Source organism: Sphingobium estronivorans (assembly GCF_008692605.1).
Lineage (GTDB): Bacteria > Pseudomonadota > Alphaproteobacteria > Sphingomonadales > Sphingomonadaceae > Sphingobium > Sphingobium estronivorans.
This window is the reverse complement of sequence record NZ_LFCT01000014.1, coordinates 37,856-53,740: the sequence shown is the minus strand read 5'-3', so window position 1 is coordinate 53,740 and position 15,885 is coordinate 37,856. Positions and strand designations below refer to the sequence as shown.

Here is a 15,885-nt window from a genome sequence, read left to right as displayed (position 1 = left end):
TCGCTATTAACCAGATGGGTACAGAGAGCCAATATAACGTCCCGGCAAACGGGATTTTCAGACTTCGGATTGGGCAAGCCATGCGGACATATCTGGTTGTCGTCGACGAATCGGCCGAGGCAGAAACGGCACTCCGCTTCGCCGCCCGCCGCGCCGCCAAGACGGCGGGCGCGGTTCGTATCCTGGCACTCATCCCGCCCGCCGAGTTCGTCCAATGGGGCGGCGTGCAGGCGACCATGGAGGATGAAGCCCTGCAACGGGCCGAAGCGCTGGTGACGAGCGCCGCCGGCACGCTCACCGACGAATCCGGCATCCGCCCGAGCATCACCGTGCGGCAGGGCGATCCGGTAACGGTCGTGCGCCGCACGCTGGAGGAGATGGACGATGTCGCCGCCCTCGTGCTGGGCGCCGCGGCCAGCGGCCCTCCGGGCGTCCTCGTCTCGCACTTTGCGGGCGCCGATGCGGGCAAGCTGCCCTGCCCGATCATGATCATCCCCGGTGGCCTGGATGCCGAAGCCATCGACCGGCTGAGTTGATCCCCACGCCCGTCACCGCCGATGCTTCCCCCGCTTCGCCCCGATATGCCGGATATTGGCGGGCCGCCCGCGCTTGATCCCCGGCCTTGCCCGGTCCTTCCGAAAGCTCGGCCGCTGCGGCAAGGCATCGGGCAATTCGAAGCGCAACGCCCCGTTGATCGGGTCCGCCTCCGCCAAGCGCAACTGCAAGCGCTGCCCGACAGTATAGCGATCCCCGCTCTCCACGCCCTCCAGCGCGCGCCCGGCCTCGTCATAGAAGAAGCGCTCGTCGCCCAGCGTCGACACCGGCACCAGCCCATCGCCGCCAAGCCCCTCGACCGTCGCGAAGAAGCCGAAGCTCTGCACCCCGGTGATCCGCGCCTCGACCAGATCGCCCACATGCGCCGCCAGAAACGCCGCGACATAACGGTCGATCGTCTCGCGCTCCGCTTCCATGGCGCGCCGCTCATGCTGGCTGATCATCTCGCCGACGCGGCCCATATTCTCCATATCCTCGCCGCTCAACGATGACCGGTCGGGGATGACACCGCCCTTGGGCGCGGGCAGTTCCAGCCCATAGGCGCCCACCAGCGCCCGATGCACCAGCAGGTCCGCATAACGCCGGATCGGCGAGGTGAAATGCGCGTAAGAACCCAGCGCCAGCCCGAAATGCCCCAGATTGGACGGCGCATAATAGGCCTGGGTCTGACTGCGCAGGATCTGCTCCATGATCTGCGGCTTTTCCTCGGCTTCCCCGACGCGTTTTATCAACTGGTTGAAGGTCGAAGGCTTCACCACCTGCCCAAGCGCGAATTCGATGTCGAAGGTCGCCAGATAATCCTTCAGCGCCACCAGCTTGTCCCGGCTCGGCGGCTCATGGACACGATACATGACCGGCGCCTTCTTCTGTTCCAGCGCCTTGGCCGCCGCGACATTGGCGGCGATCATATAATCCTCGATCAGCATGTGCGCGTCGAGCCGCTCGCGCACCGTCACGCTGACGATCTTCCCAAACTCATCCAGCACCACCCGCCGCTCAGGCAGGTCCAGCGCCAACGGCTCCCGCTTGTCCCGCGCCTTGCGCAGCAGCGCCCAGCAGGCCCAAAGCGGCTTGAGCGCCGCCTCCAGCAGGTCGAGCGGCTTTTCGCCATCGATCGCCGCCTGCGCATCCTCATAGGCCAGCACGGCCGCCACCCGGATGATCGCGCGGGAGAAACGCCAGCTCTTCACCTTGCCCGCGGCATCGACGACCAGATGACAGGCCATCGCCGCCCGATCCTCACCCGCCCGCAGCGAACACATGTCGGAGGAAAGCTGATGCGGCAACATCGGCACGACCAGATCGGGGAAATAGACGCTGTTCCCCCGCTTCCTCGCCTCGCGATCCAGCGCGCTCCCCGGCCGCACATAATAGCTGACGTCCGCAATCGCGACGATGGCCTTATAGCCGCCGACATTGGCCGGATCGTCATCCGGCGCCGCCCAGACCGCATCGTCATGATCCCGCGCATCCACCGGATCGATGGCGACGATGGGCAGATGGCGCAAATCCTCCCGCTTCTCCTCGTGCAGGGCAAGTCCGGAAGCCGTGACCGCCTCTTCCTCGACCCGCTCCGAAAAGACATGCGGAATGCCATGTTTGTGAATCGCGATCAGGCTGAAACTGCGCGGCGCGAAGGGATCGCCGAGAATATCCGTCACCCGCGCGCTGATCCGCGGCGGCCTGCCCACCGGCTCGGCCAGCACCAGATCGCCCTTCTTCGCTGTCCCGACGTCCGAAATCGGCGTGTCCCGGCGGATGCGCTTGTCGACGGGCCGCAGCCACAGCTTGCCGCCCTCGCCTTCCTCGACCACGCCCAGCAATTCCTCGCTGGCCTTGGCGAGCTTCTTCATCGGATGCGCGACCCAGCCGCGCCCCGCCTCTTCCGTCCGCGCCAAAATCCGGTCGCCGATGGTCAGCGCACCGCGTTTGCCGCGCTCCACCACCCGCAGCCGGGGCGCGGGCTGCCCCTCCGCCTCCCAGCGCTCCGGCGTCGCGATCAATGTGGTGTCGTCGACATCGACGATCCGCAGCACCGTAACCTTGGGCACGCCGCCCATTTTGTGGAAGGCCCGTGCCGGACCGATGTCGACCAGCCCCTCATCCGCCATGTCCTTGAGCAACGCCTTGAGCGCGATCTTCTCCGCCCCCTTGAGGCCAAAGGCTTTCGCGATCTCCCTCTTCCCCGCCGGCTGATCGGCGGAGGTGATGAAATCCATCACCTGTTCGCGCGTGGGGAAACCGGCAGGCCGCACCTTGGCGCGGGAAGCGGCGGATTTCTTATTCTTTTCGGTCGATGCCATGGGCCAGCTATAGGGAGAGCCGCCCCTCAGCGCCAGTGGTCCATGGCACGACCCGCCGGGAGGGGAGGTTTCAGCCCGAAACGCTTCCTCCCGACGGTCAAGCCCTGCTTACTTGTCCAGCGCGTACTGCACGGTCAGCGTCACTGACGACCCGACCTGCCCCGGCTCGACCGGCGTGGCGGGCGCGGCATCGGCCTTGAACCGCGCCGCCGCCATCATCGGCATGGGCGGATTGCCGCCGCTATTGCTCTCCGCAATCGACACCAGCCGCGCAGCGCGATAGCCCGCCGCCTGCGCGTAGAAGTCCGCCTGCGTCCTGGCGCTCTTCAGGGCCGCTGCCCGTGCCTGCACCAGCATCGGCGCCGGATCGCTGATCGAGAAGCTCGGCCCGTTCACATTGTTCGCCCCGGCATCGACCATGGTGTCGAGCAGCGTGCCGACCTTCTTGATGTCGCGCAGCTTCACCGAAAGCTGGTTCGACGCCTCGTAGCCGATGAAGCGCGGCCCGGAAGGCTGCCCATCGCGATTGCTATAGTCATATTGCGCCGACAGATTGATGCCGCTGGTCTGGATGTCCTTCTTCGGGATGCCCGCCTTCACCAGCGCCGCGATCAGCCTGTCCATCTGCACCGCATTGTCGCGCATGGCCTGTGCGGCGGTCTGCGCGCGGGTCTGGACACCGGTGCCGACCGTGGCCATGTCGGGCGCGGCTTCGACGGTTTCCGTAACGTTCAATGTCACGATCGGCGCGGTTTCCGCGATGGTGACGCTGGTCTGCGCAAGGGCTGCGGTCGGCAGCACGGCGCCAAGGGCCATCAGGGCGAGCGTTGATTTCACAGGGCTTTCTCCTCAAAAAGCGATGCACGTCTATTGTGACGGATGCGATGAATGGACGCTGACACGCGTTGAAAGCCGTCAGAAAGCTTCCGGTTCCCCCTCTTGCCCCGAAGCCCACAAGGTCTTAGCTGCACGCCCATGGCGGCTCCCATTCTCTCCTTCGAAAATCTTGGCCTCTCTCAGGGCACCCATTGGCTTTTCCGCAATCTCGACATTTTCGTCGGGGAACGGGATCGGCTGGCGCTGATCGGCCGCAACGGCGCGGGCAAGACGACACTGTTGAAGCTCATCGCCGGCCAGATCGAGCCGGACGAAGGCACCCGCTCGGCACGTCCCGGCGCGCGCGTCATCATGCTGGAGCAGGACCCCGACGTTTCCGGTTTCGCCACGCTGCGCGATTTTGCGCTGGCGGGCCAGTTCGCGCCGCCCGCCCATGAGGTGGATGCCATTGCCAGCCAACTCGGCACCGATCTCAATCGCGACGCCGCCACCGCATCGGGAGGCGAGCGCCGCCGCGCCGCCATCGCGCGTGCCCTGGCGAGCGAACCCGACCTGCTGTTGCTCGACGAGCCGACCAACCATCTCGACATCGATGCCATTGACTGGCTGGAAGGCTGGCTCAGCCGCTATAATGGCGCGTTCATCGTCATCAGCCACGACCGCGCCTTCCTGACCCGCCTGACCCGCCAGACGCTGTGGCTGGACCGGGGCGGCATCCGTCGCAACGAGATCGGTTTCGGCGGTTTCGAGGAATGGATGGAAGCGGTCTATGCCGAGGAGGCCCGCGCCGCCGAAAAGCTGGACGCCAAGCTCAAGATCGAAGCCCATTGGCTGGAACGCGGCGTGACCGCCCGCCGCAAGCGCAACCAGGGCCGCCTTGCGAAGCTCTGGGAAATGCGTGCCCAGCGCGCCGCCATGGTCGGGCCGCAGGACGTCGCGAAGATCGCCGTCGCCGCCGACGACAACAAGACAAAGAGCGTCATCACCGCCGAACATGTCACGAAGCAGTTCGGCGACCGCACGGTCATCAAGGACTTCTCCCTGCGTATTCAGCGCGGCGACCGGATCGGCATCGTCGGCGGCAACGGCGCGGGCAAGACGACGCTGCTGAAACTGCTGACCGGCGAAAGCGAACCCGACTCCGGGCAGGTCAAACAGGCCAAGTCGCTCGACATGATCTTCATCGACCAGCAGCGCAGCCTGATGCAGCCGGACAAGCGGGTGCGCGACGTGCTGGCCGAAGGCGGCGACTGGATCGATGTGCGTGGCGTACGCAAGCATGTCCATGGCTATCTGAAAGAGTTTCTCTTCGATCCCTCGCTGGCAGAGGCGCGGGTCGGCACCCTGTCGGGCGGCGAACGCTCTCGGCTCCTCTTCGCCCGCGAGTTCGCCCGCGAATCGAACCTGCTGGTCCTCGACGAACCGACCAACGATCTCGACCTCGAAACGCTCGACCTGCTTCAGGAGGTCATTGCCGACTATGACGGCACGGTGCTGATCGTCAGCCACGACCGCGACTTTCTCGACCGCACGGTGACGGTGACGCTGGGCCTCGACGGCTCCGGCACGATCGACGTGATCGTGGGCGGCTATGCCGACTGGGTCGCCAAACGCCAGCCGAAGAACGCGCCCAGGGCCGAGAAGAAGACCGCCGCGCCGGCTCCGCCGAAAACCGCCGCGACCAAGCTCAGCTACAAGGACCAGCGCGATTTCGACCTGATCCCCAAACGCATTGAGGAGATCGAGGCCGCCATCGCCCGCGACGAGGACGCGCTGGCCGATCCCAATCTCTACAGCCGCGATCCCGGCAAGTTCGACGCGCTTACCAAGGCCATCGAAAAAGCCCGCGCCGAAAAGGACGCGGCGGAGGAACGCTGGCTGGAACTGGCGGAAAAGGCCGAAGGTCTCAGCGCCTAGAAGCCCTTGCGCCGATCCTCTCATCTGGTAGCCATGGGCGCGATCAGGGGAAAGGCGCATGGAACAGACCAGCGTGATGCAGGACAGGGACGTGATAGACGGCCATCACGCCGTCCATTATGTCAACCGCGTCGGCTGGCTCCGTGCCGCGGTGCTGGGCGCCAATGACGGCATCGTCTCGACCGCCAGCCTGCTGACCGGCATTGCCGTCTCCGGCGCTTCGCGGGACGCCATTCTCCTTTCCGGCATCGCCGCGCTGTTCGCGGGCGCCATGTCGATGGCGGCGGGAGAATATGTGTCCGTCAGCGCGCAGTCCGATACGGAAAACGCCGATCTCGCCAAGGAAAAGAAGGCGCTTGCCCAACAACCCCATGTGGAATGGGAAGAATTACGCGATATTTATATCGCCCGCGGCCTCAAGCCCGACTTAGCCGGACAGGTGGCGACCCAATTGATGGACGCCGACGCCCTCGCCGCCCATGCGCGCGACGAACTGGGCATTTCCGAAGTCAGCACCGCCCGCCCGATCCAGGCAGCTCTCACCTCCGCCGCCACGTTCGCTGCGGGTGCCATCTTCCCCGTACTCGCTGCCGTCATCAGCCCCGGTTCCACCGCGATCACGTCCGTCGTCCTGACCTCGCTCCTTTGCCTGGCGCTGCTTGGGTTTATCGGCGCATGGCTGGGCGGCGGCCATTGGGCACGGTCCGTAGCGCGGGTCACCTTCTGGGGCGTGTTGGCCATGGCCGTAACCGCTGGAGCAGGCAGGCTTTTCGGCGCCGCCATATGATGACAGGGTTCACTCAATTTCCAAGGAGAGCCGCATGACCGACATTCAGAAAATCCCCCTCAAGACCATCAAGGGCACCGACGCCAGCCTTGCCGACTATGCGGGCAAGGTCGTGCTGGCGGTCAACGTCGCTTCCAAATGCGGCCTGACCCCGCAATATGAGGGGCTGGAAAAGCTCTACGGCCAGTATAAGGACGAGGGCCTGGTGGTGGCCGGTTTCCCCGCCAATGATTTCGGCGCGCAGGAACCGGGCAGCAATGACGAGATCGCGACCTTCTGCACCACCAATTTCGGCGTCGACTTCCCGATGTTCGAAAAGATCGTCGTCACCGGCCCGGAAAAGCACCCGCTCTACGCCGCACTGACCAGCGCCCAGCCCAGCGCGCAGGGCGACGCCGCCACCTTCCGCGAAAAGCTGCAAGGCTATGGCATGACGCCAACGCAGGAGCCGGAAGTGCTCTGGAATTTCGAGAAGTTCGTGATCGCCAGGGACGGCACCGTCGCCGCCCGCTTCGCGCCGACCACCGCGCCCGATGACGCGGGCCTGATCGCGGCCATCGAGGCTGAACTCGCCAAGTGAAAGTGAATGGTGCCGGATGAGGGGATCGAACCCCCGACCTTCGGTTTACAAAACCGCTGCACTACCGCTGTGCTAATCCGGCGCGTCCGTTTTCGGACGGACGCGCCTTACTATCAGATGATGCCGAACGTCCAGCCCTCTGTTGCAGCGATTTTTTCCGTCAGCAACGGCGGCTTCCACAGGCTCGGCCGCGGCGCCGCGCGGCGGAGCCAGGCGGCGGTCAGGATCGCGTCGGCGCCGTGGTCGTCGGGGGGCAGCCCTTCATGCGGCTGCGATTCGACGGCGAGCAACGCATCGTTCAACGCGGCAAGGTCGCGCATCTTCGCCCTGCCCTTTGGGCGGCCGGCGGCGCGAGCGGCTATGCTGGTATAAATTTCGACGATCAGCGAGCCGATGGGACGCGGCGGGTCGAAGGGCCAGACCGGCACATGGGCGTGGACATGGTGGAGCAGGCGCATCCCGGCAAAGCTCGCCTTGGCCACCTGCGCGGCGCCGATGGCATCATAGACAGTGGAGGGCTTGCCTCCGCCCTGGGCGTTGTAATGGGCTTCGCACTGACGGTTGTGCATAAAGTCGGCCTTCACGCCGTCCGCCTTGCCAAAATAGAAATGACGGCGGTGCGTGCGTTCGAGCAGGCTGGCCGCGCCCAGATCCTCATCCTCGCAAATACCGTCAACATAAGCCCAGAAGGCGGGACCGGTGATCGGCACGTCATCGCCGGGCAGATAGCTTGCACGGGCCACATAGGGCGGCGCGAAGCTGAAATCGAAGCCGAACAGAGTTGGCGCTTCATGGGCCACCCGGATCAACCAGTCGGCGACCGCCTGCCGGGACCAGAAGCCGCCGCCTTCGGGATGCTGGAGCGTGGGAACCGCCTCTCCGGCTTCGCAGAGGGCGACTGCTATGCCCTTGTGGCGGGACCCTTTGGCGCCCGACCAGTCGATCACGGCATAGCGGGCGAAACGCGGGGTCATTGCGTATGGCGTTCGGCTCTCAGGCGGTTCCAATAAGCGATGCGCTCGGCAATGCGCGCTTCGAAGCCCCGCTCGGTCGGGGCATAGAAAGTCTGGGGCTGTATCTCCTCCGGCCAGTAATTGTCGCCGGAAAAGCCTTCCTCCGCATCATGGTCGTAATGATAGCCCTTGCCATAGCCGATATTCTTCATGAGCTTGGTCGGGGCGTTCAGGATGTTCTGCGGCGGCATCAGCGAGCCGGTTTCGCGGGCGGACCTCCACGCCGATTTCATGGCGCTGTAGGCGGCGTTGGATTTGGGCGCCGTCGCGCAATAAAGACAAGCCTGCACAATGGCGAGCTCCCCTTCGGGCGACCCAAGGAATTCGTAGCTATCCTTGGCGGCGAGGCACTGGACGACGGCCTGCGGGTCGGCAAGGCCGATATCCTCCACGGCAAAGCGGACCAGACGGCGTAGCACATAGAGGGGCTCCTCCCCCGCTGTGAGCATGCGGGCGAGATAATAAAGCGCGGCCTGCGGATCGGACCCGCGCAGGCTTTTGTGCAGCGCGGAGATGAGGTTGTAATGACCCTCCCGATCCTTGTCGTACACCGCGACGCGCCGGTGAAGCAACGCTGACAGCCCTGCGGGGTCAAGCGGTTCGGGAATGTCGATGGAATAGAGTGTTTCCACCTGATTGAGCAGGAAACGCCCGTCGCCATCCGCGCTGGCCAACAACGCTTCGCGGGCGGCGGCGTCGAGTGGCAGGGGACGGCCCGTCAACGCCTCTGAACGGTCGAGGAGCTGTTCCAGGGCACTCGCGTCAAGGCGACGCAGGATCAGCACCTGCGCGCGGGAGAGAAGCGCGGCGTTGAGTTCGAAACTCGGATTTTCCGTGGTCGCGCCGACCAGCGTGACAGTGCCGTCCTCCACGAAAGGGAGGAAGCTGTCCTGCTGGGCGCGATTGAAGCGGTGAATTTCGTCGACGAACAGCAGCGTCTTCTCGCCCCGCCGGGCATAGTCCTTCGCAGTGGCGAAAACCTTCTTGAGGTCCGCTACACCGGAGAAGACAGCGGAGATCGGCTCGAAACGCATGCCGACGGCATCGGCCAGCAGGCGGGAGATGGTGGTCTTGCCCGTGCCCGGCGGCCCCCAGAGGATGATCGATGACAGGCGTCCGGCGGCGACCATCCGCCCGATGGCGCCTTCCGGGCCGGTCAGATGATCCTGCCCCACCACATCGGTGAGGGTGCAAGGGCGCAACTTGTCCGCCAGCGGAGCATCCGCCGGATTGGTGGTGGGAAGGTCATCGGGAGCGAAAAGATCGGGCATCGCCCTCGATATAGGAGCGCTTTGGCTTTCAGGGAATGCTTTGGTCAGGGAACGGGACTGGACCGAACCAGCGCCCCATGTTCACGCTGACGGATGATGCGGACATAGGTATCGACCAACGCCTGGTTCACCTGATCCCAGCCATAGCGCTCCGCCTCACGCATGGCGGCGGCCCCGGCGCCGGCCCGTGCGGCGGAATCGGTGCAATAGGCGGCCAGCGCGTCGGCAAAGGCCGTGATCGCGCCCGGACGGATCAGGCGCCCGGTGACGCCTTCGGTGACAAGGCTCTCGCTGCCCGTGGCGCGAGCCGCGACGGTAGGCAGGCCGCAAGCCATCGCCTCCAGAGTCACATTGCCGAAGGTTTCGGTGACGCTGGGGTTGAACAGCATGTCCATGCTGGCGACCGCGCGGCCCAGATCAGGGCCTTTCTGAAATCCGGTGAATACCGCATTCGGCAACCGGTTCTCGAACCATTCGCGGGCGGGGCCTTCCCCGACGATCAGCACCTTGTGGCGAACATTCCTGGTCGCCAGATGGTCTATGGTGTCGGAAAAGACGTCCAGCCCCTTTTCCATCACGAGACGGCCGATAAAGCCGATGACGGGTTCGTCATCCGCTATGCCGAAGGACTGGCGCCAGGCCATGTCGCGACGGCCGGGATGGAAAATCTCCCGATCGATGCCGCGGGTCCAGATGCCGACATCATAGCTCATCCGCTGTTCGCGCAGGAGTTGAGCCATCGATTCGGACGGCGCAACGATGGCGTCGCAGCGGCGGTAGAAGCGGCGGAGCAACGATTCGATCGTCGGCTCCAGAAAAGCGAGTCCGTAATAGCGCGGGTAGGTTTCGAACCGCGTATGGACCGAGGCAATCGCGGGCAGCCCGTGATTGCGCGCCCAGGCGACGGCGCGATGTCCCAGCGGGTCGGGACTGGAAACATGAACCAAATTCGGACGGAAAGCCTTCAGGTCGCGGCGCACGGCCGCCGACATGCGATAGGGAATCCGATATTCGCGACGCCCAGGGACTGCGACGGAAGGCGCGCTGACCAGATCACCGGTGGGTTCGAAAGCGGGCGTGTCCGTGGTGGCGGAATAGATGCGCACCGCCGCTCCCTGCCGCAGCAAATAGCCCACGAAGCGATTGAGCGCCTGGTTCGCGCCATCGCGGACGTAATTATAATTGCCGCTGAAGAGCGCGACGCGAAGCCCCTTAACATCCATCCGCCGCCCTTACCGCAGCCAATCGCAAAACCCAAGGGAACCCGGATCGGATCGGTGAATTTTGCATGATGGCAGCAATGAGGACCGGCCGGCGCGGTTGCCCCTTTTAGGAGAGAATGCTGAAAATGACCGAGAGCTTTCGCAAAGGAACAAGGGTCAGGTGGAACTGGGGACAGGGCGTCGGCCGGGGACGGATCGCCGAGCGTTTCGACCGGCAGGTCGAACGCACGATCGAGGGCACGGTCATTCGCCGCAATGGCTCCAGCCGGAACCCGGCCTATTTGGTGACGACCGACAGCGGCAGCGAGGTGCTGAAACTGGGATCGGAACTGTCCGCGGCCTAAGGGCATTGGCCTTCGCCCAGCGCCTGTGGCAATCTGGGGCATGACCGACACATGCATGACCATCAACGCCCTGTTGACGGGAACACCCCTGCCCTTTCGGGACGGGGACTATAGCGCCATCGCGAAGAAACCCGTCGACGGCGCCGTGCGGATCGGCTGGCTGGGCGTCGAAGGCGATAGCGTCGCCGACACGGTGCATCATGGCGGCTGGGACAAAGCGATCCATCTTTATCCGCAAGACCATTATGACTGGTGGCGCGAGCGTAAGCCGGGGCATCGGTTGCTCGATGCCCCCGGCGCCTTTGGCGAGAATATCGCCTCGAGCGGGATGACGGAGGCGGAAATTTGCCTGGGCGACCGTTTCTCGCTGGGCAGCGCGGTGGTGGAGGTCAGCCATGGCCGACAACCCTGCTGGAAGCTGGATCATCGCTTCGGGGAAAAGGACATTATGGCGACGGTCGTGAAGACGGCGCGCTGCGGAATTTATTTCCGGGTTGTTCGGGAGGGCGAAGCAAAGTCGGGCCTGCAAATGACCTTGCTCGAACGGCCTTTGCCGGACTGGTCGATTGCGCGGGTGTTTCGTCTGCTGATCGGAGGCGGCCACAAGAGCGACCCCGACGCCGTGAGAATGTTGGCCGACATGCCCCTGCTGGCGGAGGCGTGGAGAGAGCGGGCACGAAAACTCGCCTAGGGTGAGGGAATGAGTTCAGGGTGAGGCGAAAATGGTGGCGTTCGAGAACCGGCGCGCAGCGTATTTAAAGTAGGTGAGCACCGGAAGCGCAGAAAGCCGCATTTGCAGCCCGCCATGGGCTAAATCCCCACACACCCTAGAGCAAGCTGCGCTCAATCGGACACGGGCCGCTTGCTCACCTCCTTTGTTGTCGCATCGTTTTTACGAAAAACCCGAGCTCGGAGTCACGCGCCTCCGGCTCGCCCACTTTTTCGAACGATGCTCTAATACCAAGGCGCGATGAGTTTGACTCATTGGAACTTGGTAAAGCCCGCCCGGCGCCTGAGCGAAACCCACTTTTGATCGGTCGAAGACCGAGCGCGATGGTATAAATGAAACATCCCGCCCTGTATGATCCATCCCGAAACGCAAAATGGGGGCCGGCATTGCTGCCGGTCCCCACTTCCGTCGCGTCTCTCGATCCGCTTCTCTTTCGAGATGCGATCATCGGACTCGGCGCGCGATAGGTCTGCCTGAAAGGCTTTTCTATCGTGTTGGCTCCGTTTGCTCGGCCGGGCGGCCGGTCTCCCGCAGCCTGTTCTCTTTATTCGATGCCCGACGTTCACTTTCGCGCGTGCACAGCATCGTCCATTGAGAACCATCGGCTTTCCGCATTTTCCTCACGGTCCATGCTTCCTTCCCGACGTTCGAAAAGTCCTTCAAGTCACTGATTTCTCACTGACTTTAGCATCCAGATTTCTCTGTCTCCCGTCCTTTCCGATAAGAGAATGCTCTCACCAAAAGCGAGTCGCTCAAAGCGGAATCTTGCGCTTCAAAGGCAGATTCCCCGTAAAGCTGTGGATAATTGCGGATAATTTTTTACGGAGCTCTGAAAGGGGGAGGAATGGCCGCCCGATTTCCGCTTCATCGCGCGCTTTCTTCACCTCATCCCAGATTTTATCCAAGGGAAAACAATGCGATGCGCCGTTGTCGCAGGTTCATGCAACTTCGATCAATATGAACGGGTTGAACAGCAAAGCACGCCTTTTGGAGGAGATACAATGCGTAAAGCTATCATGGCCCTGGCCGCCGTTTCGCTGGCCATTCCCGTTTCGATGGCAATTCCGACTGACGGCGCCAACGCCCGCCGCCATTATCAATATCGCGAATGGCGCGGGCGCGATGGTCGTATGTATTGCCGCAAGTCCAACGGCACGACCGGGCTGATTGTCGGTGGCGTTGGCGGCGCCCTGGTCGGTCGCGCCATCGATACCCGTGGCGACCGCGCCACCGGCACGATCCTGGGCGCTGCGGGCGGCGCATTGCTGGGTAAGGAAATCGACAGCAAGCGCCACTGCCGCTAACAAAAAGGGCGGCTTCCCATCGGAAGCCGCCCTTTTTATCGATCAAGGATCGAAAAGCTTATTCGGAAGCGGCGCCGCGGGCGTCCTCAACCTTGAACGAGACCTGCTGGCCGCCGGAAACGCCCGACACGCGGCCGTTCTTGACGGAAAGATTGAAGGCGACGGCATCGGGATACCGACGGCCCGAAATCATCTGGCCGGTCTTCGTGTCCTTGACGTCATACACATAGGTATAACCTTCGTGCGTGAACTGCTGCTTGGCAGCATCTTCGGCGTGGGCCGGAGCGCTCACCGCACCAGCGGCGACCACGGCGGACAGGACAAACTTGGACAGCATTCGCATGGGTAAACTCCTTGTGAATGCCGATCAAACACCTCTGAATTATTCTATTTTGTTGGCGCGGATATGGCGCGCCATCGGGAAAGGACAATCGCAAAAAAAGACCGACCGATTGCGTTTTCCGCAACCGTCCTTCAAGCCTTTGACAAATTGACGATATGATGGAACTCCGCCTCGGTCAGCGGGGAAACGGACAGGCGCGACTGGCGGATCATCACCATGTCGGCCAGCGCGGGATCTGCCTTCATGGTCTTCAATGTGACCGGTCTGGCGAGCTTTTCCTTCGGCCCGACATGCACGGCGATCCACTTGCCCGTGTCGTCCGTGCTGTCGGGTGCGGCTTCCTCGACGATCTCCATGATGCCCACGGCTTCGATCCCGATATTGCTGTGGTAGAAGATCGACAGGTCGCCCTTTCGCATCGCTTTCATATTGTTCTGCGCGGCATAGTTGCGCACGCCGTCCCATTCCGCCTTTCCCTTCGCGACCAGATCGTCGTAGGAAAAGACATCGGGTTCGGATTTCATCAGCCAGTAGTTCATGACCTCTCCTTGCATCAGCCGCCAAGGACGATCAAGGATGCGCGCATAGCTGGTCGTCGCCCCATGGCGCGCCGGACCAATCAAATGGATTTTCGGAGACAAGAAAGTGTCGCAATCGATGCCGGCCCAGGTGCCCGTCCTGTCCTTGGGCGAGATGACCAAAGCCGACTTCGCCGCGGCCTTCGGCGGGTCCTTCCAGCGCTTCGGCTTCGCCATGGTGAAGGACCATGGCATGGATCAGGCGCTGATCGACAAGGGCTGGACGCTCGCGCGCCAGTTCTTCGCGCTGCCGGAGGAAGCAAAGCGGCGCTATGACGCCAAATATAATGGCGGCCAGCGCGGCTATACCGCTTTCGGCGTGGAGATCGCCAAGGGCGCGAGCGAGAACGACCTCAAGGAATTCTGGCATGTCGGCCGCGACCTGCCCGCAGGCGATCCGCTCAGCGAGACCATGCCGCCCAATATCTGGCCGGACGAACTGCCTGAATTTCGCGAAACCTTCGCTCGCCTCTATGCGGAGTTCGACCGCATCGGCGGCGAACTGCTCTCCGCCATCGCTCTCTATCTGGGCCTGGAGGACCGCTGGTTCGACAGTCCGGTCGAGAATGGCAATTCAATCCTGCGCCTGCTCCATTATCCGCCGGTCTCGCCCCACGCCCCCGGCATCCGTGCCGGCGCGCATGAGGACATCAACCTCATCACCCTGCTGCTGGGCGCGGAGGAAGGCGGCCTGGAACTCAAGGATCGCGACGGCAACTGGCTCCCGGTGGTTCCGCCGCCCGGTGCGCTCGCCATCAATGTGGGCGACATGCTCCAGCGGCTGACCAACCACGCTCTTCCCTCGACCAGCCATCGGGTCGTCAATCCGCCGCCGGAACGCCGGGGCTATTCCCGCTATTCCATGCCCTTCTTCCTGCACCTGCGCCCCGATTTCCTGATCGACGCGCTGCCGCAATGCGTGGATGCGGGCCATCCCCGCCGCGAGCAACCCATCACTGCGCACGATTATCTGACGGAACGCCTGCGCGAGATCGGCCTGATCAAAGGCTGAGAGGCTGGAGCGTTACTTCCGCCCGCGCCCCATCGTGATTCCGATTTCCTCGCCCTTTTCGCTGAGGGCGAGTTTCACGATCTTCACCTCCACATGGCTGACCTTGTCGTCCTGAAGGAAGATGGTGTCGACGATATGGTCGGCGACCGCCTCGATCAGCGTGAAATGCTGCCCTTCGGGCAAAGCGCTGGTCGCGGCATGCTTCAGGTCCATATAGTTTTTGGACCGCGACAGCGGCGTGTCAGGCTCATAATGATCCGCGATCTTCAACTTCGCGCGGATGGAAATGCGCAACGGCTGGGGCAGGTGCGTCTCCTCCGAATAGATGCCCGTCAGGACATCCACATCCAGATTATTCACCTCCAACGTCAGAAAATCGTCAAATCCGCTGTTCATATCTCGCCACATTCGGTCGTTGCCTGCTGCAAATATGGCCTGCTGCGGGCGGGATCCAGTTTAGACTTTTATTTTGCGAAGCAGGCGCTAAAGCCCGCCGCTCTCGGCGCGTCCATGCGCCATTGAGGACGGATCGGCAAGACGTGTCTGTGATAGTGCCCCTCAACATCATGGCGCAGGATGCGATCGAACGGCTGCTCGATGCCGCCTTCGGCTCCGACCGGCACGGCCGCACCGCCTATCTGATTCGCGATGGCATGCCCTGGCTGCCCCAACTCTCTTTCGGGATCGAGGATGAGAAGGGCCAGCTCATCGGATCGCTGCAAAGCTGGCCGGTCGCCCTTGCCCATCAGGACGGCAGCCAGACGCCGCTCGTCATGGTCGGCCCGGTGGCGGTCGATCCGTCCGCGCAAGGCACCGGCCATGGCCGCGCGATGATGGATGCCGTCGTCACCGCCGCCCGCGCGCAGAAAAGCGATCCGCTGATGATGATCGGCGATCCTGAATATTATGGTCGTTTCTGGGGCTTTTCGGCGGAGGGCACCGGCGGCTGGGACTGTCCCGGCCCGTTCGAAGCGCGCCGCCTGCTGGCCCTTTCCGTCGATGGCCGCCCGATAAGCGGCCAGGGCATGCTCGGCCCCCGGATCGCTGTTCGGGCCTGAAATTTCCCTTTTGCCTTCGCGCGCTCCCGC

At 63.4% G+C, this 15,885-nt stretch carries 17 protein-coding genes and 1 tRNA gene; 9 read left to right on the top strand and 9 right to left on the bottom strand.

Annotated elements, in window-relative coordinates:
- Positions 1-80 precede the first annotated feature (80 nt).
- Positions 81-536 carry a universal stress protein gene (locus F7P65_RS10815; RefSeq protein ID WP_150291760.1) on the top strand — a complete coding sequence of 152 codons (456 nt, stop codon included), beginning with the start codon at positions 81-83 and terminating at the stop codon, positions 534-536.
- 12 nt (positions 537-548) lie between these two features.
- Here F7P65_RS10815 and rnr read toward each other — a convergent pair whose 3' ends face one another.
- Entirely contained in the window at positions 549-2,858 is a 2,310-nt protein-coding gene (gene rnr, locus F7P65_RS10810) for a ribonuclease R (protein ID WP_150291759.1), read from the bottom strand.
- A gap of 108 nt (positions 2,859-2,966) precedes the next feature.
- Positions 2,967-3,695: an SIMPL domain-containing protein gene (locus tag F7P65_RS10805; protein ID WP_150291758.1), complete on the bottom strand. Its 729-nt coding sequence runs from the start codon at positions 3,693-3,695 to the stop codon at positions 2,967-2,969.
- Between the two features lie 138 nt (positions 3,696-3,833).
- On the opposite strand from F7P65_RS10805, the gene F7P65_RS10800 reads away from it, so the two are divergent.
- From F7P65_RS10800 to F7P65_RS10790, 3 genes are read left to right on the top strand one after another with little or no spacing between them, the layout of a single operon-like run.
- On the top strand, positions 3,834-5,612 hold the full coding sequence (locus tag F7P65_RS10800; RefSeq protein ID WP_150291757.1) for an ABC-F family ATP-binding cassette domain-containing protein: 1,779 nt from the start codon (positions 3,834-3,836) through the stop codon (positions 5,610-5,612).
- 58 nt (positions 5,613-5,670) lie between these two features.
- The gene (locus F7P65_RS10795) at positions 5,671-6,399 is read left to right on the top strand and encodes a VIT1/CCC1 transporter family protein (RefSeq protein WP_150291756.1); all 729 of its coding nucleotides are present in this window, start codon (positions 5,671-5,673) and stop codon (positions 6,397-6,399) included.
- Between the two features lie 34 nt (positions 6,400-6,433).
- Positions 6,434-6,979 carry a glutathione peroxidase gene (locus F7P65_RS10790; protein WP_150291755.1) on the top strand — a complete coding sequence of 182 codons (546 nt, stop codon included), beginning with the start codon at positions 6,434-6,436 and terminating at the stop codon, positions 6,977-6,979.
- Positions 6,980-6,986: 7 nt separating this feature from the next.
- On the opposite strand, the gene F7P65_RS10785 is transcribed toward F7P65_RS10790, so the two are convergent.
- The 4 genes from F7P65_RS10785 to F7P65_RS10770 all read right to left on the bottom strand — a co-directional run bounded on the left by F7P65_RS10785 (position 6,987) and on the right by F7P65_RS10770 (position 10,486).
- A tRNA-Thr gene (locus F7P65_RS10785) sits at positions 6,987-7,061 on the bottom strand.
- 31 nt (positions 7,062-7,092) lie between these two features.
- Positions 7,093-7,953: a hypothetical protein gene (locus F7P65_RS10780; protein ID WP_150291754.1), complete on the bottom strand. Its 861-nt coding sequence runs from the start codon at positions 7,951-7,953 to the stop codon at positions 7,093-7,095.
- Positions 7,950-9,263, bottom strand: a complete 1,314-nt coding sequence (locus F7P65_RS10775; protein ID WP_150291753.1) for a replication-associated recombination protein A — start codon at positions 9,261-9,263, stop codon at positions 7,950-7,952. Before F7P65_RS10775 ends, F7P65_RS10780 begins: the two co-directional genes overlap by 4 nt.
- Before the next feature lie 44 nt (positions 9,264-9,307).
- On the bottom strand, positions 9,308-10,486 hold the full coding sequence (locus F7P65_RS10770; RefSeq protein WP_150291752.1) for a glycosyltransferase family 4 protein: 1,179 nt from the start codon (positions 10,484-10,486) through the stop codon (positions 9,308-9,310).
- A gap of 125 nt (positions 10,487-10,611) precedes the next feature.
- Here F7P65_RS10770 and F7P65_RS10765 point away from each other — a divergent pair, with 125 nt between their 5' ends.
- The 3 genes from F7P65_RS10765 (at position 10,612) to F7P65_RS10755 (ending at position 12,864) form a co-directional block, all read left to right on the top strand.
- A complete protein-coding gene (locus F7P65_RS10765) occupies positions 10,612-10,830 on the top strand; it encodes a hypervirulence associated TUDOR domain-containing protein (protein ID WP_150291751.1) in 219 nt (72 codons plus the stop codon).
- Between the two features lie 40 nt (positions 10,831-10,870).
- Positions 10,871-11,521: an MOSC domain-containing protein gene (locus tag F7P65_RS10760; RefSeq protein WP_150291750.1), complete on the top strand. Its 651-nt coding sequence runs from the start codon at positions 10,871-10,873 to the stop codon at positions 11,519-11,521.
- A gap of 1,040 nt (positions 11,522-12,561) precedes the next feature.
- Positions 12,562-12,864, top strand: coding sequence for a glycine zipper 2TM domain-containing protein (locus F7P65_RS10755; protein ID WP_162854598.1), 303 nt, complete (start codon positions 12,562-12,564; stop codon positions 12,862-12,864).
- Between the two features lie 58 nt (positions 12,865-12,922).
- Here F7P65_RS10755 and F7P65_RS10750 read toward each other — a convergent pair whose 3' ends face one another.
- Complete coding sequence (locus F7P65_RS10750) at positions 12,923-13,201, bottom strand: hypothetical protein (RefSeq protein ID WP_150291842.1); 279 nt, start codon at positions 13,199-13,201, stop codon at positions 12,923-12,925.
- Positions 13,202-13,338: 137 nt separating this feature from the next.
- On the bottom strand, positions 13,339-13,746 hold the full coding sequence (locus F7P65_RS10745; RefSeq protein WP_150291749.1) for an EVE domain-containing protein: 408 nt from the start codon (positions 13,744-13,746) through the stop codon (positions 13,339-13,341).
- Positions 13,747-13,852: 106 nt separating this feature from the next.
- On the opposite strand from F7P65_RS10745, the gene F7P65_RS10740 reads away from it, so the two are divergent.
- Positions 13,853-14,797 carry an isopenicillin N synthase family dioxygenase gene (locus F7P65_RS10740; RefSeq protein ID WP_150291748.1) on the top strand — a complete coding sequence of 315 codons (945 nt, stop codon included), beginning with the start codon at positions 13,853-13,855 and terminating at the stop codon, positions 14,795-14,797.
- 12 nt (positions 14,798-14,809) lie between these two features.
- Here the strand turns inward: F7P65_RS10740 and F7P65_RS10735 are convergent, their stop codons facing one another.
- Positions 14,810-15,193 (bottom strand): dihydroneopterin aldolase, encoded by a 384-nt coding sequence (locus F7P65_RS10735; RefSeq protein WP_150291747.1) that lies wholly within the window; start codon positions 15,191-15,193, stop codon positions 14,810-14,812.
- Positions 15,194-15,336: 143 nt separating this feature from the next.
- Here F7P65_RS10735 and F7P65_RS10730 point away from each other — a divergent pair, with 143 nt between their 5' ends.
- Positions 15,337-15,855 carry a GNAT family N-acetyltransferase gene (locus tag F7P65_RS10730; protein WP_150291746.1) on the top strand — a complete coding sequence of 173 codons (519 nt, stop codon included), beginning with the start codon at positions 15,337-15,339 and terminating at the stop codon, positions 15,853-15,855.
- Positions 15,856-15,885: the final 30 nt, after the last annotated feature.